A 24,174-nucleotide genomic window follows, 5' to 3' on the forward strand; every position below is an offset into this window, starting at 1 on the left:
TTTGCCGTAAGCTTCCTTCAGATTCCGCCTCGCGGCGGACACCCTTGCTTTTGGCTAACGGTAGGCGTTCGCCAGCCCCCGTTCGGGACTTTCACCCTAGAGATGACGCCCATGCTGGGCGTACACGTCAAAAAGCCTCCGACTCCATCATTGTGGAATCGGAGGCTTTTTCGGCTTGCAAGCCGCGACCGCCGCAAGCTGCATCCCGCACCGGCCCCTGGCTGCTCCGGCCGTTCCGCGCGCAACGCAGGCTGCCTCGCCTCGCCTCGCCTCACGCGAGCCAGCCGCTCCGCGAGCCGGCCTGGCGCGCTTGTTCGGCGCAGCCCTCGCATCGCAACCGCTCGGCGCGACCCTCGCGCCGCACCAGCCCCGGCCGTTCCGCGCGCAACGCAGGCTGCCTCGCCTCGCCTCACGCGAGCCAGCCGCTCCGCGAGCCGGCCTGGCGCGCTTGTTCGGCGCAGCCCTCGCATCGCGACCGTTCGGCGCGACCCTCGCGCCGCACCGGCCCCGGCCGCCCCGCGCGGCCCGCTCCGTCGCGCCTCACGCTTCGCTCGCGGCAAGCTACCGCAGCAGCGCGTACACGTCCGTGTGCGCGAGTCCGTGCGCGTCGGCCACGGCCTTATACGTCACGCGTCCGGCGGCGACGTTGACGCCGCGCGCGATCGCTTTGTCGTCCAAGGCGGCTTGCGCCCAGCCTTTGCCGGCGATCCGCAGCCCGTACGGCGTCGTCGCGTTGGCCAGCGCCAGCGTGGACGTGCGCGCCACGGCGCCCGGCATGTTCGCGACGGCGTAATGGACGACGCCGTGCTTCACGTAGGTCGGCTCGTCATGCGTCGTGATGCGGTCGATCGTTGCGATGGAGCCGCCTTGGTCGATCGCCACGTCGACGATGACGCTGCCGGGGCTCATCGCCCGGACCATCTCTTCCGTCACGAGCCGCGGCGCCCGCGCGCCGGGGATGAGCACGGCGCCGACGACGAGGTCCGCGCGGCGGACGGCTTCGGCGATGTTGTACGGATTCGACATGAGCGTCTTCACTCGGCCCTGGAACCGGTCGTCGAGCTGGCGCAGCCGGTCCGGGTTCAAGTCGAGAATCGTCACGTCGGCTCCCAGCCCGACGGCCATCTGCGCCGCGTTGGACCCGACAATGCCGCCGCCGATGATCGTCACCTTGCCCGGCTCAACGCCCGGGACGCCGCCGAGCAGCACGCCTTTGCCGCCGTTTGCCTTCTCCAGAAAACGGGCGCCGATCTGCACCGACATGCGGCCCGCCACTTCGCTCATCGGCGTCAGGAGCGGCAGGGTGCCGTTGTCCGGCTGGATCGTCTCGTAGGCGATCGCGGTCACGCCCCGTTCGACGAGCGCCTGCGTCAGGCCGGCTTCCGGCGCCAGATGCAAGTAGGTGTACAGGATCAGCCCTTCCCGGAAAAAGCCGTATTCCTCCGGCAGCGGCTCCTTCACCTTCACGACCATGTCGGCCGCCCACGCTTCCGCCGCGTCCGCCGCGATCGTCGCGCCGGCCGCGACGTAATCCTCGTCTGCGAAGCCGATGCCCGCGCCGGCCCCCGTTTCTACCTGCACTTCGTGCCCGGCCTTCACATAAGACAGCACGGCTCCCGGCGTCATGCCGACGCGGAACTCGTTATTTTTGGTTTCTTTAGGTACGCCGATCAACATGCGGCATCCGCCTCTCTCTCGTCATCGTTTCGATGCTTCCACTATAAGCCGGCGGGAGAGAGGTTCCATTAGACAAAATGTCCAACGTTTGGACCGTGATTTTTACAGCTTACACCGGCGCGTCCGGTTTCAGAAGCTGGTACGCCCGGATGCCGGCCTGCAGGGCGAGCCGTTTCTCCGGCTCCATGTAGTCCGCGCCGAGCAGCTCCTCGATCTTGTCCAGCCGGTAGTACAGCGACTGCCGGACGATGAACAGCCGCTCCGCCGCGATCCGCTTCGAGCCGTCGCAATCCAGATAGACCTTCAGCGTGCGCAGCAGGTCGCTGCCCTTCGCCTCGTCGTGGTCGAGAATCGGCCCCAGGTACGTCCGCACGAACGAAGCCAGTACACCCTTGTCCGCGATATGGAACAGCAGATGGAACACCCCGATCTCATCGAAAAACACCGGGTCCGTCCGCAAAATCGGCGCGAGCGACAGCGCCTGCAGCGCCTCCTGATAGCTCGTGTGGGCCTGCAGGAGGCCGCGGCCGTGACGGCCGACGCCCGCCGAGATCCGCACGTCCCCCGCTGCCTTCAACTGCCCGAGCGAACCGAGCGCCTGACGCAGCCGCTCTTTGACCGGCTTCTTCGGCGCCTTGTCGAACGCGATGACGACGAGCCGGCCGTTCTTCAGCGTCATGAGCGGATGGAACGTCTGCCCCTCAAACACGGTGCGCACGGCGAGCGAGAGGTGAATGCCCGCCGACTCCGTCCCGTCGTCCCCGAAGCCGGAAGCGGCGGCGGCAGGCCCGTCGCCGAACTCGATCACGACGACCCGGTACGGCAGCTCGTTCAGCTGCCGGTAGGCGCCGCCGGCGAGCAGCTTGACCTGCTCCTCGTCGCGGAGCCGGAAATGCAGCAGATCATCGACCCACAGCGTCTCCGAATAGAGCCGGCGCTCCTCGACGTAGCGCGTGCGCAGCAGGTCCTGCGCGATGGACAGCGACGCCGAATCGAGGATCAGAAATTCGTATTCCTGCGGCTTCCGGCCGAATGCGAGCAGCAAATGCGCCCACGTCTTCCCCATGGCGCCGACGGGCTGGATGACGACGCTCCGCCCGGCATGCTCCGCCACCGCCGGCGCCTCCGCGGCCTCCCCGCCGCCGATCGAGTCCGCGGCGCGGCTTCGCCAGCCGGCGAGAAAGGCGAGCCATGCCTCCGCCTCCCGCTCCGGGACGGGCGGCACGAACCTCGGCGGGCCGTCCTCCGGCACGTAGATGACCGACGCCCGCGCGCTGTCGCGCAGCAGCTCGAGCACCCGGTTCACGCCCTGCGACGCCAGCGTCATGCGGTGAAAGGCGCGGGACGTCTTCTCCAGCTCCTGCAGCGCGCGATGATGCTGATGGATGCGGTACGTATGAATGTCTTGCGTAATATCGATAAACCGCACGCTCCGCGGAAAGACGATGACCGGCAAGCCGACCGCCTCCGCCGCGCGCAGCCATTCGTCCGGCACGCTGCTGACGTGATGGCCCAATTCGATGCACAGGCAGGCCGCCTCGCACCGGACGAGCTGGTCCAAATACGTCAGGAACGCCGCGGTGTCGTTCTTGAACGCGGCTCCCGTCGTCAGAATCATCTCGCCGCCCTGCAGCAGCTGGTCGAACCGGATCACTTCGATGATATGCACCCAGCGAACGGCACGGCCGAGGCCCGCCGCGCCCGCCGCGAGGTATGCGTGCCGGAACGCCGGCCTCGCCAGCACGTCCCGCACGGTCAATTGTTCGTCTTGCTCCACGCGCGTCACTTCACTTTCTCCCAGTCATGACAATAAACATCCGTTCGCGAGGAACGGCACGGTTCTATTGTACCATTCGGCTAGCCCGGCGGCGAAGGCTTGCCGGCACGCGGCGAGCTCCGGCGCCGTTCCGGTGCCGGCGCGGGCGCCGCGCACGCTTTAAGCAAACGCGGCGCAGAATAGACGTATTCCAATCCGGTCATTCTAAAGGGAAATTAAGCCAAGGGAATCGAAGCGGGCGACGCAAGGCTGGCGGGGCAGCCCGGATGCGAACGGCGCAGGCGGCGCAAGGCTCGCCAGGTCAGCGGCCGCGAACCGCACGGGCGGCGCAAGGCTCGCCGGGCCAGCCGGACGCGAATGGCATCGGCGGCGCGCGGCTCGCCGGGCCAGCCAGACGCGAATGGCACTGGCGGCGCAAGGCTCGCCGGGCCAACACGGCCGCAAACGGCACGGCGGACGCGCGCCGCAGCCGGCCGCGGCCCCGGCGCGGCACCCGAGCCGTCCGAACCATACAACAAGCCTTGACGGCATTGGCCGCCAAGGCTTGTTTGGTCTTTCCGATCGAACGCGGCTACGGCCGCTCCTTCAGCTTCGCGTTCACCCATTCCCGTTTGGCCAGCAGCCAGGCGGCGTCCCGCGGATACCGGCTGAACGTGATGGGCTCGCCGAGCCCTTCCTCCAAGCCCGCGATGACGTAATCCCGGCCGTATGTCTCCTCCAGCAGCCCGAGCGCCCTCATATCCTGCAGCGCCTCGCGAAGCACCTCCAGCCGGATCGACTCGACCGGCCGGCCGTCGGCGCCCGGGTAGACGAGGAAGGCGTCGCCCGACGGAAACGCGAGGCTCGCGTCCGTGACCCGGTACGGGTCGATCGGGCCGACAGAATATTGCGCGTACCAGAAGTTGTAGCCCCAGTGCAGGAAGCCGGCGAGGCCGAATTTGTACAGCTGGATGCCTAAAATCCGGTTGCGCGCCGACGGCATGCTGAAGAAGCGGTTCGCGACCTCCTTGTACTGCCCGCAGCAGTAATACGTCCACAAGCCGCCGACGCCGGCCGCGAGAAACGGCTCGATATGGTTGCTCGCCGGGACCGGGTTCTTGACCAGCCCTTTCTCGTAGAACGCGAAATCCGACAGCGCGTCGATGACCGGATAACCTTCCAGCAGCTCGCCGATCAGCCGGCTCGCGCGGGCGTACGCCTCGATATCCCGGAGCGAAGGCTCGTCCGAGACGTGGAACAGGCAGCGGTCCCGCAGCCCGTTCGCTTCGATCCAAGTCCGCAGCGCGGGCACGAACTGCCGGAGGAACGCTTCGTACGCTTCGCCGCCCGCGTCCGTCTCCCAGCCGAAGATCCGCCGCTCCGTCCCGCCGGCGTCCGCGACGATCTTGGGCGCGTGCTTCGCCCCCCACTGCGTGAACAGGTGCGAGAATTCGAACCGCTCGATCCCTTCGCGCCGGCACAGCGCCACCCACTGCTCCAGTTTGGCGAAGCCGAACCGGTAGCTCCCGTCCGCTTCGGCGCGGACGTCGACGAGCTGGACGGTCGGCCGTTCCCCGCCGACCCGCGTATCGAGCGGCGGCGTGAAGATCGGCGTCAGGATCACGTTCACGCCGTGCTTGGCCGCGGTGCGCACGTACGCCGCGATGATCTCCCAATGCCGCTCGCCGAACACGTCGACGCCGTAATGGGTCGCCAGGCAATCCGCATGGAACCATTCCGTGTGCAGCAGCCGCTGCTCCGGCAGCCGCAGCGGGACGATGTCGAGCTCGAAGTCCGTCTCCCCGAGCGGTTCGCCCGCCGCCGAAGCGAAAGCCACCGCGATCGTATGCGCGCCGGGCCGCACGCCGGCGCGCGGCTCGACCGTCACCCAGACGGAGCGCCATTGGCCGGGAAGCGCCGCCGCGCCCGCCCCGCCCGGCAGCTCGAACAGCGGATCGGGATACAGGCCCGGCGCCGTTCGCAGAACGCCGTCGTCGTGATCCGCGTACGCCGGCAGCTCGGACGGAGCCAGGCCGACCGCCCGGAGCGTAATGTCGGCCTCGATGTCCGAGCGGACGGACACCCGCATGTCTTTAATCAGCGCGTCCGCGCGGTACGCGACCTGGAAGGACGCGATTTCGTTCTCGAGCGCGCTCGCCCGCCGGTAGGGCGCTTCGCGCAGGGGCTCGTCCGCGAATACTTTTGCGAGCGAGCTGATGCACCGCAGCTCGAGCTTCGATTGGGTCTCGTTCATCTTGCGTCAGGCCTCCTCATTCATGTCCGGACCGCCCGTGAACAGCAGCGTGCCGAAGCGCTCCGGAATATGGTAGTTCACGGCCCCCGTCGGGCGCCAGGCCCAATAGCGGCGCTCGCCGCTCCGGTCTTCGTCGATCCGGTAGGCGTTCCATCGCCAGGCCGTGCCGTCCGCCGGCAGGCGGCCGAAGTTCGCGAGCGGCAGCCGGATCTCGTAGATCCGTAGCGGTCCGTCTTCGCGGACGTCCGTCGTCATTCCGGCGGCATGCCATTCCAGCTCGATCATCTTCGAGCCCGCCAAATCGTTGCGGATCCGCGCGTCGAACACGACGTTCCGCGGGCTGACCTCGAGCTCGTAATACGTCGTCCCGTCGCCATCCTCATCCAGAAAGAGTTCCACGACATCCTCTTCGTAGAGCGGATCGTCATGGCCGGTCATCGTCGCGACGACATGGTCGTCCTCGCATTCGAACCGGAACCATAGGTCGCTCCCGGTCCAACAGGCCTGCACGGCCGTCCGCAGCGCCGGGGCGGCCCCCGTCGAGACGTCCGTCAGCAAGACGGACGCGATCTCTGCCCACTGAACGGAGCCGTCGGCCGAAAGCGCGGCATACCGGCAGCGATAGACGCCGTGCTCCGCATCGCTGCGGCTCATCGCCGCACCGCCTCTTTCGCCGGGCACGCCGTCCGAGCCCCGATCCCCCGCATTCGCGTTCCGGTCCGCGCTATCGGCCGGACGCCGCTTCGTGTCGTCATGGCGTTCACTCTCCCTCGCGGTAATCTTGCATCCTATCTCCTCTATTATAGAAGCCGGGAAGCGAAGGAGATATAGCAAGTCGGCCGGATTTTTTGCGCTGCGGGGACCGGCGCCGCGAACCGCCCGCCATCCCCGGGTCCAGCCGCGGCCGCGGCGCCGATACGGCAAGAAGCCCTCTATCCGCATCCCGGATAGAGGGCTTTTGCTTGGTACCTTTACGTTCCGATTAGATCAGCTTCGCAGCCGAAAGCAATTCGTACAGCACTTTCGCGGCCGCTTCGCGCGTGGTCGGCTGCGCCGGGTCGAAGAAGACGCGGCCCTGCCGTTCGCTGCCTTGCATCAAGCCTGCGGCGGTCACCGCGTCGATGCTGACTCGCGCATAAGCGCCGAACGACGCTGCGTCCGCGTACGGACGGGACGGGGCTCCGCCCGCCGGCACGACATGAAGCAGCTTCATGGCTCTCGCGAGCATCACGGTGAGGTCTTGGCGCGACACCGGATCGTTCGGACGGAACGCGCCGCCGCTGCCCGTAATCAGCCCGGCTTCATACGCCGCGGCTACATCCCCCGCGAACCATTCCGTGCCCTGGACATCGGAGAACGGCGCCTTCGGCGCTTCCTTGTCCAAGCCGGCCGCGTTGACCAGCATCGAGGCGAGCTGCGCGCGCGTGACGGCGCTCTTCGGCGAGAACGCTGCCGCGGACGTGCCGTTCAGCAGGAACTTGTCCGCGAGCGTCTGAATCGGCTCGGCCGCCCAGGACGTCTTCACATCCACGAACGAGACATGCCGTTCGGCCGCGGCATACGTCGAGAAGCCCGGGCGCGACACCGTCACGATCGTGCGGCCGTCCGCCGTCTTCTTGAACGCCGCCGGTACCGGATTAGCATGGCCGCCGTCCGCGTACAGCGCGCCGGCATGAGCGGCGTCGATGCCCGCATCCAGCGCGAACGCCTTGCGGACCAGCTGGTCCGGAGCCGGCGCCAGCGGCGTCTCCTTGCCGTCCGCGAGCGAGTATGCCGCGAAGGAATACGGTGTGCCGAGGACGGTCGCTTCCGGATAGTCGCCAGCGAACAGCGGCTTGCCGTCCGCGGCAGGCGCGATGTCGACCGCAAGGCCGGCCTCGCCCTTCAGCGCCGCAAGCGGAATCGCAGCCGACGCATCGTTCCAGGCGAACGCGACGGCGCTGCCGGCCGGCGCGGACGCGAGCAGCTTCGTCTGCGCTGCGGTGAGCGTCAGGCGGGCGCCCGTGCCGCGCTCCGATTCCGTCCCGGCGGTGATGCCGAAGACGACCGGCTTGCCTTGCGTTTGGTCCAGCGCTTTCGCGGTGGCATCGTCCGTGACGGTCACGACCGTCTTCCCGCCTTCGGATGCGGCGCTGCCCGTCAAGGCGATAACCTTCTGATCCGCCGCGGCGACTGCCGCGAGCATAAGCGGCGTCAAGGCGCCGTCCGGCTCAGGAGCACCGGTCGAAGGCGCTCCGCCGCCTTGGCCCGGATCGGACGGATTGCCCGGATTCCCTGGGTTGCCCGGGTTCCCTGGATTGCCCGGGTTGCCCGGGTTCCCTGGATTCCCTGGATTGCCCGGGTTATCCGGGTTGCCTGGATTGTCCGGGTTGCCCGGGTTGTCCGCCCCGTCGTCTCCCGCTTCTTCCTGCACGTACACCATCGAACCGATCTTTTGGACCGCGTCCGGTTCGTTTTGTTCGTTAATATGGGCGACCAACATCGAGATCAAGTATTGGCCTTCAGGCAGCTGCTTCACGACGTCGTAGCCGTATTCGTCGACTTCTCCTTCCATGTGGTAGCTGCCGTCGAGCTTCTCGAACTTGATCGGACCTTCCCCGAACGGCACCCGCTTCAGCCCGGCTTCGTCGAGGCTGTTCGTGAAGGCCAGCGTGCCCATGTAGTCTTCATCGAGGTTCAAGACATCGACCTCGGCATAGTTCATGGAACCGTCGAGCAAGGCCGCCGTCGCGTCGATCGGCGCGCCCGGTACGATCCGCTGGCTCGACAGTGCGAAATCCGCCAGCGCGAAATCGTTGTCCCCGGCGTCGTCGCCGACGTGAACGACGAACGGCAGGTGCAGCGTCGGCAGTCCTTTGGCCGTCAGCCGAACTTCGCCTTCGTATACGCCGTGGGCCGCGCCTTCCTTGGCCGTCGCCGATAACGTGAAGGATGCGCTAGCCCCGGCCTCCGCCGTCACGGTATCGCCTTCGCCGAGTCCGCCAAGCGACATGGCGAGATCGCTGACGTCCGGCGTCGGCACCGGATCGTTCGGATCCGACGTGACGCTCGGATGCAGAACGACAGAGGCCGCGTACGTCACCGGCGCGTCCGACAGGTTCTTGACGCGAAGCGGCTTGACGACCGGCTCGGCCGCCGATTCGATCGCGCCGAAGCTGACGCTGCTCGCCTCGCTTTCGATGATCTTCTCGTTCAACTTCTCGTCGTAGACCTTGATCGGGTCCATCGCTTCGACGATTGCCGGCGTCAGGACGGCGTTCGCCATGTTCGCGCGGCCGGCGCCTTGGGAATAGACGTCGTACTGCGTCCCGTCGAGGTCATGCAGCGTATCCGCCGTGTTGGCGAGCGCCGCACGCACGTCGCGCGGTGTCCAATCGGGATGCTCCTGCTTCATGAGCAGCGCGAGGCCCGCGATGTGCGGGGACGCCATGCTCGTGCCGCTGAGCCGGTAATAGGCGGTGTCGTAATCCGGCTGCGGGTCGCTGCCGTAATCGATCTCGCCGTAAGCCGGCACGGTCGAGCGAATATTCACGCCCGGCGCGGTGATGTCCGGCTTGATGCCGTAGTTGCCGTCCGAATTCGGGCCGCGGGAGCTAAACTCCGCAATCGTGTCGCCCGGCACGACGGTTTCCGGGAAGTCCGCTCCGAACGTGATCTGCAGCGGAGCGCCCGCGTTGGCTGGATCGAGTATCCGTCTGGCCAGCGCGCGGCCTTCGGTACCGGACATGTCGAAAGCAGGGATGTAATCGCCGTTCTCGCCGAGGAAGGCGGAGGAGCCGATTTTACCGTCCCGGTCCTCGACATGCTCGGACAGGTCGGCCGTCTCCGGGGCGTCCGTCAGCGCGTTGCCGTTAAAGATGATAATGGCTTTCGCCCCGTGCTTCCTGGCGATGTTGATCTTATCCACGAACGCCAGCGTGCCCCGCGAGACGAGCACGACCTTGCCCTCGGCGTCCGTCTGGTAATCCTGATCCGCCCCGAGGCCGGCATACACGGCGTCCAGCGGCTCCGTGCCCAGCTCGGCGGCAAAGTCGCTGCGGCCGTTCTGCCACGCCATGACGTCGATCGAATAGGCCGGATGCTCCGCCGTCAGCGAGTCGGTGAAGCTGCCGCTGAAATGGCTGCTCTCGCTCGTCGCTGCGGCGACGGAGATCGCCAGCTGCGCGCTTGCCGGCGAGCCCATGGAGTAATAGTACGGTCCCGTATCGGCGGCATTGCCGTTCGCCACGACGGCGGTCACGCCGGCCAGGACGGCGTTATTGACGGCGATGGAGTCCGGCGAAGCCGGGCTCTTCTCGCCATCCGTCCCCAGGGACAGATTAATGACGTCCATATGGTCCTTGACCGCATGTTCGATGCCGTCGATGACCTGCGCGGAGGAGCCGGTGACTTTGATCTCGAACGTCCGCGGGTCCATCTTGGCGCCGAGCACCTTGTACACGTACAGGTCCGCCTCGTATGCGATGCCTTTCTGTACGATCTCGGAGTTCGGGTTGGCCGCGCGGCCGGCGATCGTGCCGGAGACGTGCGTGCCGTGCTCGGAGCCCGCAAAGCCGAAGCTGATGTCCGGCACGTCTTCGTACGGATCATAATCCTTGTTGATGGAGTCGTAGCCGCCTTTGTACGCGTCCTTCAGGTCCGGATGGTCATAATCGATGCCCGTGTCGATGACGCCGACCTTCAGCCCTTTGCCCGTCAGCCCTTTCGCCCAGGCGGTGTCCGCGCCGATCTGGCGGATAGGATCGATGTCGAAACTCGGATCCGCCGCGGTTCCTTCCGCGGAGGCGGACGGCGGCAGCGGGATCGCGTGATACGTCAGGTTCTTGCTGATGGACTTCACGCCGCCCATGGCGGCCAGCTGCGGAATCCGATCCGCGGGGACGGTCACTTCCATGCCGTTCAGTACCGTGTCGTACTTGTAATTCACGTGCAGGTCGATGCCCTTGCGTGCCGCGGCGGACACGAAGGTCGACTGCTCCGCGTTCACGGTGCGCTCGGCCGATTCGGCCGAGAAGGAGGCGCGTGCCAGCTCGGAGGCGTGCCGGGCGGCGGCAACGGGCGGCTCACTCAGCTGCACGATGACGTTGATGTCCTCCTTCGAGGACGTATCGATGCCCGGATCGACGACGACGGGCTCCTCGACGGAGCCGGCCGCCGCGCGGGCGCCGCTGGCGGACGCCAGCGCGAGCAGCTGTGCCGAGTCCGGCTTGCCGGGCGTTGCGGCCGGCTGACCGGCAGGCTTAGGTTCGCCGGCGGCGGTGCCCGCCGCCTCGCCGATGCCGCCGAGCGGCGCCGTCAGCAGCATGGAGGCCGCGAGAACGGCGGCCGTGCGTTGCAGGATAAGAGTGGATTTAGCCAAGTGCGATTCCTCTTTTCGTAAAATGGTCGGCTTCTATTCGGCAGCAATTGCCACGGCATCGAGCGAAACGATCGTTCCGTCCGACTGCGGGTTCTTCTCGCCCAGGTTGACGAGCTTCAGCGTATGCTTGCCCGGAGACAGCGTCTCCGTCTCGAAGATGACGGCGCGGTAGCGGTCTGCGGCTTCGTACAGGTCGATCGCGTCCGGCGTGACCAGCTTGCCGTCGATATACACGTTCGCTTTGCCCCGGTCCTGGCCGACGTTCGCGTAGACCGTCGCCTTCGTGCCTTCGAAGGCCACCGTCGCGCTGTTTCCCGCTTGCGACGAATAAGCGGCTTCGCCGCCGAAATACTTCGCGCCATAGGTCATCGTCCATTTTCCCGTGTAGGCGATATCGTAGTCGATCTCCTGCAGCAGGCGCTTCACGTCGAAGGCGTCGACGTTAATGAACGTCGGGTCGGATTTCTTGGCCTTCGGATCGTGCTTGCCGGTCCAGGCGATCTTAATCGCGTGCCGTCCGTTCGGCAGCTGCTTCTCGAACACGGTCTGCTTGTCGAGCGGCTTCGCGGCGTAGAGGGAAGGCGATGCCGCCAGCTTGCCGTCCACGTACACGTCGGCGATGCCCTGCTTCGGATTCTTCGAGCCGATCCAGGCGAAATAGCTGCCGTCGAACGCGAATTCCACGCTGCCCGCGGCGTCGATCTGCTTCATGCTGCCGCCCGTGTAAGCCCCGCCTGTCAACTGCGTCCAATCGCCGGTGAACGCGAGCGACTTGCTCGTATCCTCGTAACCGCCGATGCCGTTATCCGTCGCGAGCGTCAGCGTATACGCGCCTTTGCCATTAAGGGCATAGACGTCGACGTAATACGTTCCGGTCCGCGTCGCTTTATAGGTGATCGACTCCTTGGACGTTTTCTTGTTCTCCGAATACGCCAGCAGATTCGCGTTCGAATCGACGGTCGCCGCCTCCGGCGCGTAGAGATAGAGGTCAAAATCGGTACCCGCGTCGCCCGTCAGCGCAAGGTTCACGTCCTCGCCCGCATGGAGCTCCACCGCGTACACGTCGTTCCGGTCGGCTTGGTCATCGAGCCGGTTGGACACGCTGCCGCCCGGGAACGGCGTGCCCGGCACGTCGTCGTCGGACAGCGCTTGATACGCGTCGATCAGCCGTCCGCTCGCCGTCTTGCCCGTCAGCGAGCTGAGGCGCGTGCCGCTGTTGACGACCCGCTGCTTCGCCGCGAGCGCGCTCAGCGATTCGTCCTGGCTCAGCACGAGCGCCGCCGCGCCTGCCGCTTGCGCCGCCGCCATGTCCGTGCCCCGCGTGTAGGTGTAGCTGCTGCCTTGGAAGTCCTTCACGACGTTCATCAAGTTGATCTTGGCGATCGCGGGATCCCGGGAAATGATCCAGTTGTAGCTGTCCTTGTCTTCGTCCAGCGGGTATTCCTTGTAGGCGTAAATCGTATCCGGCAAGCCGACCGCTTTACTGTAGAAATACTGGTTCACGAACGCCAAATGCAGCACGTCCTTGACGAACGGCGTGTCGATAATGCTCGACTCCTCTTCGCCGCTTTCTTCCGTCGGGCCGTTCAGCACGTTGGAGCCCGTCAGCATCAGATGGCCGCCGCCTTGGATGAATGCGGTCAAGCTGCTGCGGTCGTTCTCGGTCAGATTGGAGACGTAGTACCGATCGGCCATGCCCGTGAACCAGATGACCGCGTCATAGCCCTTCATCTGCTCCGCCGAAGGGCCGTCCCCGCCGTCCGGCGCCGACTGCACGATATCCACTTGCCCGGCGTAATCCTCCAGCAAGTCCTTGTATTTCGCCAGCTTGCTGGAGCTCGGAATCTCCGTGTAATTGGACAAATCGTCCTGCACGAGCAGGATCTTCTTGCCGGAGTCGTACTTGGACGCGCCGAGGTAATCCATGGCTGCGTCGAACGCGTCCTGGCGGTAATCGTAATCCGCATCCTCGTCGTCCAGGATGTTCTCGAAGGCGATGCCGTTGAAGATCACCTTGGAGCCGTTCGCGGGGTCCGCGATCTCCGCGGCGAGGCCCGGATTCGACACCGGCATGGTCGTCGCGACCGCTTCGCCCGGCGCGGCAACGTCGACGGATTTGTAGCCGATATTGGCGTCGGCCGTGAGGCGTCCTTCGTTGTCGATGCCGGTGACCGACAGGATGTTCGGGCTGTCGAAGGACGCCGGATAGGACGGGATGCCGTCCGTACTGATGCCATAATCGCCGGAGCCGGCGACGAAGAGCATCGACGAGCCGTCGATGGCGTCCTTCAGCGCTTGGCTGTAGACGTACGATTCCGCGTTCAGGTAGGCGATCTGCGCGCCGTTCGCCTCCGCGTAGGCGATCGCCTTGATCAGATCCGATACGTAGCCGCCCACCTTGCTGACGTATTTCACGGGCATGATCGTCACGTCCGGCGCGACGCCCGCCACGCCGATGCCGTTATTCGCGGCGGCCGAGATGAGGCCGGCCACGGCCGTGCCGTGGATGTCCCCGTCGATCTCGCTGTACGTCACATTGCTGCCGTCTACGAAGTTCCAGCCGTGGACGTCGTCGACGAACCCGTTGCCGTCGTCGTCCTTCCCGTTGCCGGCCCGCTCCTTCGGATTAGTCCAGATGCTGCCCGCCAAGTCCGGATGGTCAGCCTGCACGCCGGTATCGATGACGGCGACCGTGACGCGCGGGCTTCCCTTCGTCACGGTCCACGCTTCCGGTGCCTTGACGTCGAGTCCGACCAATCCGGGATGTCCTTCCAGCGCCGGGTCGTTGTAGTTGAACGGCGGGGTTTGCCCCGTGTTGCGGAGCGCCCACTGCTGCGGGAAGTACGTATCGTCGGGCGATTCGACTTCCGCCTCCTTAACCGACTTGGCCGACTTCGCTGCGTTCCCTTCTTTCGCGACCTTGGAAGCAGCCGCTTCCTTCGCCGCCGCGTCGTCCGTACGCAAACGCGAAGTGCCGATTCGAAGATCGGGCTCGGCGTACAGGACGTTCGGGTCCTTGTTCAGCGCGGCGAGCACTTGCTCCGCGTCCGCCGGGTTCGCGAGCTGAACGAGCGAAGCGCCAAGCCCCGGAAGCGAGACGCTGCTCTTCGTCTTGGCGGACGGCAGAATCGACGCCGAAGCCGCGCGGAAGCCGGGCTTGTACTTCACGATGATCCGGCCGCCGGATTCGGCCAGGCCGGCTTTGCCCGGCAGGACGGGCTTAGCGCCGTCCTTCGGTTTGCCGGTTTGCGGCGCAGCCTGCACGACGCGTTCCTTGGGGGCCGTTTCGGCGGTCCAGTCGCTCTTCCTTGCGTCCGTCCCTGCCGCGTGCACAAGCGCGGGCCCAGCCGAACCGACCAGCAGCGAGGAAAAGGCTGCGATCGCGATCGACTTCTTTACCAGTTCTTTTTTCAAGTTGTCACCCTCCAGATAAGCAGAAATTAGACCTATGTAGACATGAGCGGAGCGGTTTTCCGGCTGTGGTCCACCTGCCTCTCGCGGCAAATCTAGCATAACGTAAAATTCGAGAGAATTGTAACATAGTACAAATTCACTGACAATGAATATTTACTACTTATTGTTAAAATGCTTACATAGTGATAAGATTAAAGTACTATTGCAATTTGAAATATTTCATATACATGTAACATACACATGTAAATAGTACGATGAATTTTGCCGATCATTTTCTCTCTTAATTTTCAAAACCTTTATAATTTTAAACATTGTCCTAGTAAAGCGTTAAATTATTAAAGGATTTTCCTCATAATAATGACGTATTATGTAAGATTGTAATAGAGTAAAATCGCGTCCTGACGAAGTTCCGTTCCTTCCTCTTGTATAAATCATCCGAATCCATAGAGAGACTCCCTGTCCGAGTTTCATATAATACTATACAAATAGTGCAAATAAATCCCGTGCTTATCCCTGCCCGTCCGAGTCTCTCCTTCACCGGCGGGGTCTGCCGAAGAACGCAAAAAAGGCCCAAGCCGAGGCGTGGGCCTTCCGCCCGAGATCGGGCGGCTTGACTATGCTATGATCAGGCGACGATGCGTTGCTTCTCTTCCAGTCGGGCGCATCCCGTAAACGTTTGCAAAGGCAATGCGCGGTCAGTCGGAATAGGCGATGACCTGCACCAGTTCGTTGAGCGTATCCAGGCTTCTTCTGGAATCGTCCACGTGGTCGGCCAAGGAATCCAGCCGTTTGCTGATCATGCTCAGCTCGGATTTGATTTCTTTCAGCACGGAAATCAAGCGTTCCTCGAAGTCGGTCATGGTCATCCCCTCTTTCAGGCGGTTATACAGAAGTATATGACCGGCGGCGCGAGAGTTGCCCATAAATTCAATCGGCGCGGACTGCCGTCCGCGCCTCGCGTTCAATCGATTCGGAAACCGGGATCAGGCTTCGTTCCACAGCGCGCGGAGGTTGTCCATCGCGATGCGCGAGGCCCGCTTGCATTCCTCCATGCCCTCGAACTCGACCGTGATATTTCCGTCGTAGCCGGACTGCTTGATCAGCTTGACGATGCGGCGCAGCGGGATCTCGCCATGCCCGACGATCGCGCCGCGCAGGTAATTGCCGTTGCTCGTGCGGAACCAGTCCCCGCCGCCTGGCGGCTCGTCGAACGGCCGGAAGTAAAAATCCTTGAAGTGGACCAGCGACGCGTAAGGGAGATTCTTCATGACGCCGATGACGGGATTCTCGTCCACGCACATGAAATTGCCGACGTCGAGCGTCGTCTTGAAGTTCGGGCGGTCCACCGCCAGCAATACCCGCTGCACGCGGTCGCTCGCCTGCACGCTGAAGCCGTGGTTCTCGATCGTCGTCGTGATGCCGAACTGCGCCGCGTAGTCGGCGATGATCCGGCTGCCCTTGACGATGAGCGGCAGGCTCTCCTCGAACCAGCCGATCGTCATCTGCGCCGGCTCGATCGTGAAGGCCGTCACGTCGTGGCGCATATGCTTCATGCCGAGCCGATGCACGAGATCGACGTGCGCCTTCACGCGGGCCATCTCGGCCTCGAACGCTTCTTCGTCCGGCTGCACGAAGTTCGCCGGCATGGAATAGTTTGACAGTTCAATGCCGGCCGCCTTCGCCCGCTCGCGGACCGCGTCCGCCAATTCGGGGTTGTCGACGAGGGTGAAGCCGTACGGCACCATCTCCATATGCTCCCCGCCATTCTCGGCGATCCAGTCGATCGCGTCCAGCACCGTCATCTCCCCGGCCTTCAGCGCATTCAGGAGGCTGTACGTGCTCAATCCGATTTTCATCTGCGTTCCCGCCTTTCCTCTATCGATTCGCCTCTTATTCTAGCACGCGATCGTCCGCCGTCCCACTGCAAAATGCCGCCGCGCCGCACCGCCTGCCCCGGGCCGAGAAACGAAACGGGAAAATCAAACGAAAAATCAAACGAAATCATAACTTTACGGCATCGCCCCTTTGCCTCCGGTTCACTAAGATGAAGAGGAAAACGGGAATCCAACGACCGAAGGGGGCATCCATGCATGAACGAGCAAACGTACGAGGAAACGCTGGCGCACGTGAGCGGGCATTCGAAGCCGTCGGAGCTCCGCATCACCGATATCCGGTTCGCCGACATCGTCGGCGCGCCGTTTCACAGCAGCCTGATCAAAGTCTACACGAACCAAGGCCTGGTCGGCTTCGGCGAGGTGCGCGACGGCGCGGACAAGGTGTACGCCCAGCTGCTCAAAGGCCGGCTGCTCGGCGAAAATCCGTGCAGCGTCGACAAGCTGTTTCGCCGGATCAAGCAGTTCGGCGGCCATGCGCGCCAAGGCGGCGGCGTGAGCGGCATCGAGATCGCGCTGTGGGATCTCGCGGGCAAAGCCTACGGCGTGCCCGTCTACCAGATGCTCGGCGGCCGGTTCCGCGACCGGATCCGCATGTACTGCGACACGGACGTCGTCGATAAGGCGACGGGCACGGCGATGGGCGTGGCGCTGAAGAAGCGGATGGACGACGGCTTTACGTTTCTGAAGATGGACCTCGGCATCGGCCAGCTGATCCACGAGCCCGGCACGCTGAGCGCGCCGCTCGGCTTCCTCGAGGAGATGCGCGCGAGGTCCCGCGACCGGTACCGGAAGGATGCCGGCGGCCTGACCGACGCCGAACGCCGGCAGATCGTCAACCGCCACTACGACATCTCCAACATTCCGCATCCTTTTACCGGCATCCATGTGACGGAGAAGGGGCTGGACATGCTGGAGCAGTACGTAGCAGACGTGCGCGCGGTCATCGGCGGCCAGGTGCCGCTCGCCATCGACCATTTCGGCCATATCGGCCTGGAGGACTGCATCAAGCTCGGCCGCCGCATCGACAAGTTCAACCTGGCGTGGATGGAAGACATGATTCCGTGGCAGTACACGGAGCAGTACGCGCGACTGGCGCGCGCGGTGACGACGCCGGTCTGCACGGGCGAGGACATCTACCTCAAGGAGAACTTCCGGCCGCTGCTCGAAGCCGGCGGCGTCTCCGTCATCCATCCCGACGTGCTGACGGCGGGCGGCATTCTGGAGACGAAGAAAATCGGCGACATGGCGCAGGACTACGGCGTCGCGATGGCCATTCACATGGCGGAAAGCCCGATCGCCTGCCTCGCGGCGGCGCATGTGGCGGCGGCGACGGAAAATTTCCTCGCCCTCGAGTACCATTCCTGCGAGGTCGACTGGTGGGACGACATCGTCGTCGGGAGCCGGCTGCCGAAGAAGCTGGTGCAGGGCGGCTTCATCGAGGTCAGCGACGCGCCCGGTCTCGGCATCGACGACCTGAACGACGAGGTGCTCGCGGCGCATCTGCATCCCGACGTGCCGGGCTTGTGGGAGTCGACGGACCAGTGGAACAAGTACCATTCCAACGACCGGCTCTGGAGCTGAGCCGGCGCGCGCGCAAGGCAAGCAGGCAAGAGCAGGCAAGGACCCTCTTCCCGTTCGGAAGGGGGTTCTTGCCTTTGCCATTGGCTGCCCGCCCGCGCCGAACCGTACGGCAGCCGAGCCGGAATCCGGCTCTCCGGAGCAGCCAGGCAGCGCATGGAAGCGGCCCATACGGCCGGCGCGGATATCCGGCCATTGACCATGGTAAGTCCCATGCGTTACCATTTACAGGAACTGGAAAACAAGGAGAAAGGAGTGAATGCGTTATGACGGGTTCTCGAGCGTTGAGATGGACGACCGGGGTATGCGAGCTGCTGCTGGCGATTCCCCTATTGAGCGCCGTGATCATCATCGGAACGAGCTATGCGCCGCTCTTCATCATGTTCGTGCTGCATCTGATCGCGCTGGGGCTCTCGATCCAGAACCGCGAAGCCAAGTACGGCTCGGTCATGGGGCTGATCACGTGCGTCCTGGGCTGGATTCCGTTCCTTGGCTGGCTCCTCCATCTGGTCACCGGCATTCTGCTCCTGGTCAGCGCGGCCAAACGCGAAAGGTAGCGCGCGGACCGGGAGCCGGGAGACGATACAGCCGGGGACTCTGCTCCACGCACAGGACGATCCCCGGGTCGAGCGCGCCGTCCGCGCCGATCCGGGGATCGTCCTTCGTTCGTCTATGGCCGCATGCCGCGGCTTCCCTTCCCGCCTGCGGCCCCTCGCTTCAGCCGGCCGAAGCGGCTTCCATCAAGCCGTTGATGTACCCGATGCCGTAGAGCCGGCCGAGCAGCTCGTAGCCCGGATTGCCGTTATCCTCGCCGGCCATCGTCGGGACGTGGTCCGGCCGCGCCGGTCCGCGGTAGCCGACCTCGTAGTACGTCCGCATCGCTTCGAGCATGTTCGTCTTCCCGTTGTCGTGGAACGTCTCCTCGAACTTCTCCGCCGTGCCCTTCACGTCGCGGAAGTGGACGAAGAACAGCTTATCCTGCTTGGCGAACTCGCGGATGACCCGCGGGATGTCGTCGCCGGCCGTCGCCAGCGTGCCCTGGCACAGCGTGATGCCGTTGTACGGGCTCGGCACGAGGTCGATCGCGCGCTGCAGCGCGGCCGCGCTGCGCAAAATGCGCGACACCCCGCGAATCGGCGTGACCGGAGGATCGTCCGGGTGCAGCGCCAGCTTCACCTTCGCCTCCTCGGCGACGGGCACGATCCGCTCCATGAAGTAATGCAGGTTCTCCCACAGCCGCTCCTCCGTCACGATGCCCGCTTCCGTCAGCGGCGCGTTCTGCATCAGGCTGTGATCGTAGCTCGAGACCAGCGCCCCGCCGCGCGACACCGTCGTCGTGGACGTGCGGAACCAGTTGAACTGCGCCATGAAGTTGTAGCAGAGCACCGGGATGCCGGCCGCCCCCATATTGATCAGGAACTTCTGGAAGGTCTCGATCTCTTCGTCGCGGCCCTCCGTGCCGAGCTTGATGCAATTGCTCGGGGGCATCGATTCGATGACGAGCAGCTCCAGGCCGTGATCGGCGTACCGCTGCTTCATCCGCACGAGCGGCATCAGATCCCAAGGCTTCTCCTTCGTCTCCTCCCAGGGCAGGCCTCCGACCGCGTAATTCACGTTCATCTGCTTCGCCAGCTGCCACAGCCGGGACGGCTGCGACGAGAAAAATTCCGCAAGCTGCATAGCACACTAGCTCCCTTCGTTTAGTATCCGCCATCTTCCATCGGCCTGCCGCCGCTTCGGCCGAGGCCCGTCTTACGAGCCGGCCTTCGCCGCCAGCTCCGTGCCCATCTTGTTGATTTTATCGTACGCCGCTTCGATCGACTGCTGCCCGTACGTCACCGCCTGCATTTCCTTGTTATACGTATCCACCCATTCCGAGAAGCCCGCCGCGGCGGAATAGAACGGCAGCGCCTTCTCCACCGAGAGGTCGTAAATTTCCTTGCCGAGCTTGTCTTTCTGCGCGAGCGTCGGCTCGAGCTCCTTGTAGATCTCCGGATTGATCGGAATGCCGCGGGTCAGGCCGAGCGTCTTACCCGCCTCCTTGTCGGTAATGAACCATTTCACAAAACGCTTCGCCTCGTCCTTATTCTTGGAGTTCGCGCTGACGCTCAGGAAGATCGTCGACTGCGCCCAGCCGCCGCCGGAAGGACCCGTCGGCATGTTGACGACGCCGACCTTGCCGGGCATGAGCTGCTCCAGGGCGCTGACCGAGCCGGTCGTGGCGCCGCGGGTCATGACCACGCCGGATGCCATCGGATCGGCCTGCGGGTCGTTCTCGAGGAAGGCGGCCGCCTTCTCCGCCGGCGGCACGATCTTATTCTTGCGGAAGTCCGCGTACGTCTCGTAGAACTGCATGAACAGGTCTTTGTCGAGCGTGAACGTCTTGCCCCCGTCGGCCATGACCGGCGGCTTGCCCATCGACGTCTGGTACATATTGAACCCGTCCCAGGACGTCGTGTCGCCGATCGGGTACTTGCCCTCCGGCAGCTTCGCGCGGGCGTCCCTGGCCCATTGGAAATACTCGTCGTACGTCCAGTTCTGCTGCGGAAGCGGAATGCCGTACTGCTCCAGCTCCGTCTTGTTGAACGCGATGCCGGCGGCATTCTGGCTGAGCGGGATGCCGTACAGCTTGCCGCCGATCTTCAAGTTCTCCACGACCTTCGGATCGACGATGCCGCTTAAGTCGACGTCGGACAGATCCTCCAGCTGCCCGCGCGACACGTATTCCTGAATGTACGCCGCGTCCATCTGCAGCACGTCCGGGATCGACTTGGACGCCGCCAGCGTCGGCAGCTTCTGCCAGTACGCGTCCCAGGCCATGAACTCGGGCTTGAAGCTCACGTTCGGAAACTGCTTCGCGTACAGCTCGAGCGCGCTCTTGGTCGCCGTATGGCGCTCGTCCGGGCCCCACCACATCATGCCCAGCGTGACTTTGGCCGCGGGCTTCGTCTCCCCGCCGTTATCGTCCGCGCCGGCGTTATCGTTCCCCTCGCCGCTGTTCCCTCCTCCGCTGCCGCACGCCGTCGCCGCAAGCAGCAGCGTCAGCCCCGTTAGTAGCAGTGCCGCCGGCTTTCTTCTTCTCATCACTCGCAATCCCCTCTCTTGATCGTGTATTGGACCGTTAGCCTTTCAGCCCGGTCGTGGCGATGCCTTCGACGAAATACTTCTGCGCGAACAGGAAGATCAGGACGGAAGGCGTAATGGACAACAGCGACATCGCGAGCAGCTGCCCCCATTGAATGTCGAACTGGTCGATGAACATGCGCAGCGCGAGTCCGACGGTGAATTTGTCGACGGAGCTGATGTACAGCACTTGCGCGAAGAAGTCGTCCCAGCTCCAGATGAACGTGAAGATCGCGACCGTCACGAGCGCGGGCTTGATGAGCGGCAGCACGATCCGGAAGAAGATGCCGTACACGGACGTGCCGTCGATCTTCGCCGCCTCGTCCAGATCGCGGGGGATGCCGCGGATGAACTGCACGAGCAGGAAGATGAAGAACGCCCCGCCGCCGAAGAAATGCGGCAGCACGAGCGGCACGTAGCTGTCCACCCAGCCCAGCTTATTGAACAGGATATATTGCGGCACCACGGTCACCTGGCCGGGCAGCATCATGGTGAGCAGCAATATCGAGAACCAGAAGCCCCGCAGCTTGAACCGCAGCCGGCTGAAGCCGTAGGCGACGAGCGCGGCGGTGAAGACGCCGCCGGTGACGTTGCCGAGCTCCATCAGCAGCGTGTTGCCGAAGAAGTGCGCGAACGTGTAGTCCCCGGAGAAGTGCCAGCCCTTGCTGTAGTTCTCCCACATCGGCGTTGCCGGCCAGAGCGTCGGCAGGCTGAGCTCCGCCGTCTTCTTCAGCGACGCCCCGACCCACCAGATGACCGGATACAGCATCAGGAGGGAGAAGAGCGCCAGGAACAGATGATTGAGCTTGCTGCGAGACGCGTTCATCCGCTCTTCCCTCCCGTTCCGTCCGACTCGTAGAACACCCAATAACGCGAAGCCAAAAAATTCAGCGCCGTCAGCGCGGCCACGATGAAGAGCAGAATCCACGCCAGCGCGGAGGCGTAGCCCATCTGGTAATGCTTGAACGCCTTGTCATAGAGGTACAGCGCGTAGACGTACGTGGAATTGATCGGGCCGCCCTTCGTGATGATGAACGCCGAGGTGAAGGTTTGGAACGAGCCGATGATGCCGAGCACGAGGTTGAAGAACATGACCGGCGACAGCATGGGCAGCGTGATGGCGACGAACTTGCGGAAGCGGCCGGCGCCGTCGACCGCGGCGGACTCGTACAGCTCCTGGGGAATTTGCTTGAGGCCCGCCAGGAAGATGACCATCGTCGAGCCGAACTGCCACGTGTTGAGCAGGATCAGCGTGCCGAGCGACGTGTCGGGGTTCGAGATCCAGCCGACGCCTTGAATGCCGAACCAGGCGAGCACCTGGTTCACGTACCCGTCGAGGCCGAACATGTTGCGCCAGAGCGCGGCCACCGCGATGCTGCCCCCGATCAGCGACGGGAAGTAGATCGCCGTCCGGTAGACGTTCATGCCCCGGATGTTCTTGCTGAGCGCCATCGCCACGAGCAGCGAGAAGAACAGCTTCAGCGGGACCGAGACGAGCACGAACGTGAAGGTCACGCCGAGCGATTGGACGAAGGTCGCGTCGTTCGTGAAGATGTTCTTGTAATTGGCCGTTCCCGTCCATACAGGCGCTTCGAGCAGCGAATATTCCGTGAACGACAAATAGAAGGATTGCGCGATGGGCCAGAGCGTCAGCAGAAAAAAGCCGAGCAGCCACGGGGCTATGAACGTATAACCGGCCAAATTGGTTTCGCCCTTGTTCCTGCGGCGTTTCCCGGGCGCCGTCATCGACTCCGCGCCGGGGGCAAGGGATAACGCGTCAGAAGCCACCCCTGTATCTCCTCCTCCGATATTCGAATGAATCGCCCTGCTCCGGGCGCTCCTTAACTTTAGCGAAAGCGGTTACATTGTAAAAGGCGAAGAAATTATGAATTTGTAGGATTATTTTAGCGATTTTTTTCAACCGGCCTCCGCCTCCGCACGGTTGCCGGTTAGGGGGGAATAATTATGCGTTTCGCGCGAAATGCCGTAAGAATGCCGCATCGACAAACGCCGGGTTGTCCCTAACAATAAAGGCGAGAACCGGCGGCGCCCGCTGGCCGGCATTGCCGCATGCGCCGTCAAATCGAGGGAATGAGGTGCGCCAGATGAAATTCGACAATCCGGAAGACATCGTCCAGCTTACGCCGCTCTGGGAAGGGGAACGGTTTCCGAACGGCCGGCCGAAGGTGCCTGCGGACGTGCTGCGGCGGATGCGGAAGATTACGCTCGAGGAAGCGTGGGGTCCGCTGTGGAACCGGGGCTACGCTTTTCAATTCGAAGGGGATCTCAAAATCGTCCACCCCGATCAAATCATGGTCGGCCGGGCGGTAACGGCCGTCATGGTGCCGCAGCGCCCCGATCTGCACGAGACGCTGCTGCGCTACGGACACGAGCAGGAAGGCCGCAAGGGCTTCTTCAACCAATGGGTCATCGATTCGCTCGTCGAGGACGACGTCGCCGTCGTCGACATGTTCGACAAAGTGCATCTCGGCACGTACGTCGGGGGCAACCTGTCGACCGCGATATCGACCCGGACGAAGCGGGGCGGCGCCGTCATCTGGGGCGGCATCCGGGACAACCAACAGGTGTCCCAGATCGACAACATCAATATCTATTACCGGGGAAGCGATCCGACCGCCATCGCGGAGGTCACGATGACGGGCATGAACGTGCCGGCGCGCATCGGCAAGGCGATCTGCCTGCCCGGCGACGTCGTGCTCGGCACGCCGGCCGGCGTGATATTCATCCCGCCCCACCTGGCGGAGCTGACGGTCGTGCAGGCGGAGAAATCGCAGGTGCGCGACGTCTTCGGCTTCGTCCGGCTCCGGGAAGGCGTCTATACGACCGCCCAGATCGACGCGCCGTGGACGACCGCCTTGATGCGGGACTTCGTGACCTGGTTCGAGAGCGATCCGGCCGCGGAGGCGTACCGGCACCTGACGTGGGAGAAGGAGCTGGAGGACGCGGCGAAGCGGGACGCCGAAGGCGGCAGCCGGCACGACGTGCGCCTGTAGCGCAGCGGCCGGGCTGATCCCGGCGGCCGTGTCGGCACGAGCAAAAAAGGACTTCGGAGTTCGGCCGCCGGCCGTTCCGAAGTCCTTTTCGCCGCTGGCGGCGC

General features: G+C 64.1%; 15 protein-coding genes. 3 read left to right on the forward strand and 12 right to left on the reverse strand.

The window, feature by feature from the left end; genetic code table 11:
* Positions 1 to 561: 561 nt before the first annotated feature.
* The 8 genes from ald to ACFPB1_RS14815 form a co-directional block, all read right to left on the reverse strand.
* The gene (gene ald, locus ACFPB1_RS14780) at positions 562 to 1,677 is read right to left on the reverse strand and encodes an alanine dehydrogenase (protein ID WP_379226563.1); all 1,116 of its coding nucleotides are present in this window, start codon (positions 1,675 to 1,677) and stop codon (positions 562 to 564) included.
* 109 nt (positions 1,678 to 1,786) lie between these two features.
* On the reverse strand, positions 1,787 to 3,463 hold the full coding sequence (locus ACFPB1_RS14785; protein WP_379226565.1) for a PucR family transcriptional regulator: 1,677 nt from the start codon (positions 3,461 to 3,463) through the stop codon (positions 1,787 to 1,789).
* Between the two features lie 562 nt (positions 3,464 to 4,025).
* Positions 4,026 to 5,687, reverse strand: a complete 1,662-nt coding sequence (locus tag ACFPB1_RS14790) for a DUF4091 domain-containing protein (RefSeq protein ID WP_379226567.1) — start codon at positions 5,685 to 5,687, stop codon at positions 4,026 to 4,028.
* 6 nt (positions 5,688 to 5,693) lie between these two features.
* A complete protein-coding gene (locus tag ACFPB1_RS14795) occupies positions 5,694 to 6,341 on the reverse strand; it encodes a carbohydrate-binding family 9-like protein (RefSeq protein WP_379226569.1) in 648 nt (215 codons plus the stop codon).
* 328 nt (positions 6,342 to 6,669) lie between these two features.
* Entirely contained in the window at positions 6,670 to 11,046 is a 4,377-nt protein-coding gene (locus ACFPB1_RS14800) for a S8 family serine peptidase (RefSeq protein WP_379226571.1), read from the reverse strand.
* A 33-nt stretch (positions 11,047 to 11,079) separates the two neighbouring features.
* On the reverse strand, positions 11,080 to 14,460 hold the full coding sequence (locus ACFPB1_RS14805; RefSeq protein WP_379226573.1) for a S8 family serine peptidase: 3,381 nt from the start codon (positions 14,458 to 14,460) through the stop codon (positions 11,080 to 11,082).
* 695 nt (positions 14,461 to 15,155) lie between these two features.
* Positions 15,156 to 15,320 (reverse strand): hypothetical protein, encoded by a 165-nt coding sequence (locus tag ACFPB1_RS14810; protein ID WP_379226575.1) that lies wholly within the window; start codon positions 15,318 to 15,320, stop codon positions 15,156 to 15,158.
* A 123-nt stretch (positions 15,321 to 15,443) separates the two neighbouring features.
* The gene (locus tag ACFPB1_RS14815; protein WP_379226577.1) at positions 15,444 to 16,316 is read right to left on the reverse strand and encodes a sugar phosphate isomerase/epimerase family protein; all 873 of its coding nucleotides are present in this window, start codon (positions 16,314 to 16,316) and stop codon (positions 15,444 to 15,446) included.
* 234 nt (positions 16,317 to 16,550) lie between these two features.
* On the opposite strand from ACFPB1_RS14815, the gene ACFPB1_RS14820 reads away from it, so the two are divergent.
* Positions 16,551 to 17,936, forward strand: coding sequence for a mandelate racemase/muconate lactonizing enzyme family protein (locus tag ACFPB1_RS14820; protein WP_379226579.1), 1,386 nt, complete (start codon positions 16,551 to 16,553; stop codon positions 17,934 to 17,936).
* A 263-nt stretch (positions 17,937 to 18,199) separates the two neighbouring features.
* Positions 18,200 to 18,490: a hypothetical protein gene (locus ACFPB1_RS14825; RefSeq protein ID WP_379226581.1), complete on the forward strand. Its 291-nt coding sequence runs from the start codon at positions 18,200 to 18,202 to the stop codon at positions 18,488 to 18,490.
* A gap of 160 nt (positions 18,491 to 18,650) precedes the next feature.
* Here the strand turns inward: ACFPB1_RS14825 and ACFPB1_RS14830 are convergent, their stop codons facing one another.
* The 4 genes from ACFPB1_RS14830 to ACFPB1_RS14845 all read right to left on the reverse strand — a co-directional run bounded on the left by ACFPB1_RS14830 (position 18,651) and on the right by ACFPB1_RS14845 (position 22,802).
* Positions 18,651 to 19,613, reverse strand: a complete 963-nt coding sequence (locus tag ACFPB1_RS14830) for a mannonate dehydratase (RefSeq protein ID WP_379226583.1) — start codon at positions 19,611 to 19,613, stop codon at positions 18,651 to 18,653.
* A gap of 72 nt (positions 19,614 to 19,685) precedes the next feature.
* Positions 19,686 to 21,017: an ABC transporter substrate-binding protein gene (locus ACFPB1_RS14835; RefSeq protein ID WP_379226585.1), complete on the reverse strand. Its 1,332-nt coding sequence runs from the start codon at positions 21,015 to 21,017 to the stop codon at positions 19,686 to 19,688.
* Positions 21,018 to 21,054: 37 nt separating this feature from the next.
* Entirely contained in the window at positions 21,055 to 21,882 is an 828-nt protein-coding gene (locus ACFPB1_RS14840; RefSeq protein ID WP_379226587.1) for a carbohydrate ABC transporter permease, read from the reverse strand.
* The gene (locus ACFPB1_RS14845; protein WP_379226752.1) at positions 21,879 to 22,802 is read right to left on the reverse strand and encodes a carbohydrate ABC transporter permease; all 924 of its coding nucleotides are present in this window, start codon (positions 22,800 to 22,802) and stop codon (positions 21,879 to 21,881) included. The genes ACFPB1_RS14840 and ACFPB1_RS14845 overlap by 4 nt, the downstream gene beginning before the upstream one ends.
* Before the next feature lie 359 nt (positions 22,803 to 23,161).
* Here ACFPB1_RS14845 and ACFPB1_RS14850 point away from each other — a divergent pair, with 359 nt between their 5' ends.
* Positions 23,162 to 24,070 (forward strand): RraA family protein, encoded by a 909-nt coding sequence (locus ACFPB1_RS14850; RefSeq protein WP_379226589.1) that lies wholly within the window; start codon positions 23,162 to 23,164, stop codon positions 24,068 to 24,070.
* Positions 24,071 to 24,174: the final 104 nt, after the last annotated feature.

It is taken from the genome of Paenibacillus sp. GCM10023250, assembly GCF_042653205.1.
GTDB lineage: Bacteria > Bacillota > Bacilli > Paenibacillales > Paenibacillaceae > Paenibacillus_Z.

What these genes read in the sequence shown, in the direction of transcription:
- ACFPB1_RS14830 (WP_379226583.1), bottom strand. Translation starts at nt 19,613, where the DNA reads ATGCAGCTTGCGGAATTTTTCTCGTCGCAGCCGTCCCGGCTGTGGCAG.
- ACFPB1_RS14845 (WP_379226752.1), bottom strand. Translation starts at nt 22,802, where the DNA reads ATGACGGCGCCCGGGAAACGCCGCAGGAACAAGGGCGAAACCAATTTG.
- ACFPB1_RS14850 (WP_379226589.1), top strand. Translation starts at nt 23,162, where the DNA reads ATGAAATTCGACAATCCGGAAGACATCGTCCAGCTTACGCCGCTCTGG.
- ACFPB1_RS14820 (WP_379226579.1), top strand. Translation starts at nt 16,551, where the DNA reads ATGAACGAGCAAACGTACGAGGAAACGCTGGCGCACGTGAGCGGGCAT.
- ACFPB1_RS14815 (WP_379226577.1), bottom strand. Translation starts at nt 16,316, where the DNA reads ATGAAAATCGGATTGAGCACGTACAGCCTCCTGAATGCGCTGAAGGCC.
- ACFPB1_RS14795 (WP_379226569.1), bottom strand. Translation starts at nt 6,341, where the DNA reads ATGAGCCGCAGCGATGCGGAGCACGGCGTCTATCGCTGCCGGTATGCC.
- ACFPB1_RS14825 (WP_379226581.1), top strand. Translation starts at nt 18,200, where the DNA reads ATGACGGGTTCTCGAGCGTTGAGATGGACGACCGGGGTATGCGAGCTG.
- ald (WP_379226563.1), bottom strand. Translation starts at nt 1,677, where the DNA reads ATGTTGATCGGCGTACCTAAAGAAACCAAAAATAACGAGTTCCGCGTC.
- ACFPB1_RS14810 (WP_379226575.1), bottom strand. Translation starts at nt 15,320, where the DNA reads ATGACCGACTTCGAGGAACGCTTGATTTCCGTGCTGAAAGAAATCAAA.
- ACFPB1_RS14790 (WP_379226567.1), bottom strand. Translation starts at nt 5,687, where the DNA reads ATGAACGAGACCCAATCGAAGCTCGAGCTGCGGTGCATCAGCTCGCTC.
- ACFPB1_RS14840 (WP_379226587.1), bottom strand. Translation starts at nt 21,882, where the DNA reads ATGAACGCGTCTCGCAGCAAGCTCAATCATCTGTTCCTGGCGCTCTTC.
- ACFPB1_RS14835 (WP_379226585.1), bottom strand. Translation starts at nt 21,017, where the DNA reads ATGAGAAGAAGAAAGCCGGCGGCACTGCTACTAACGGGGCTGACGCTG.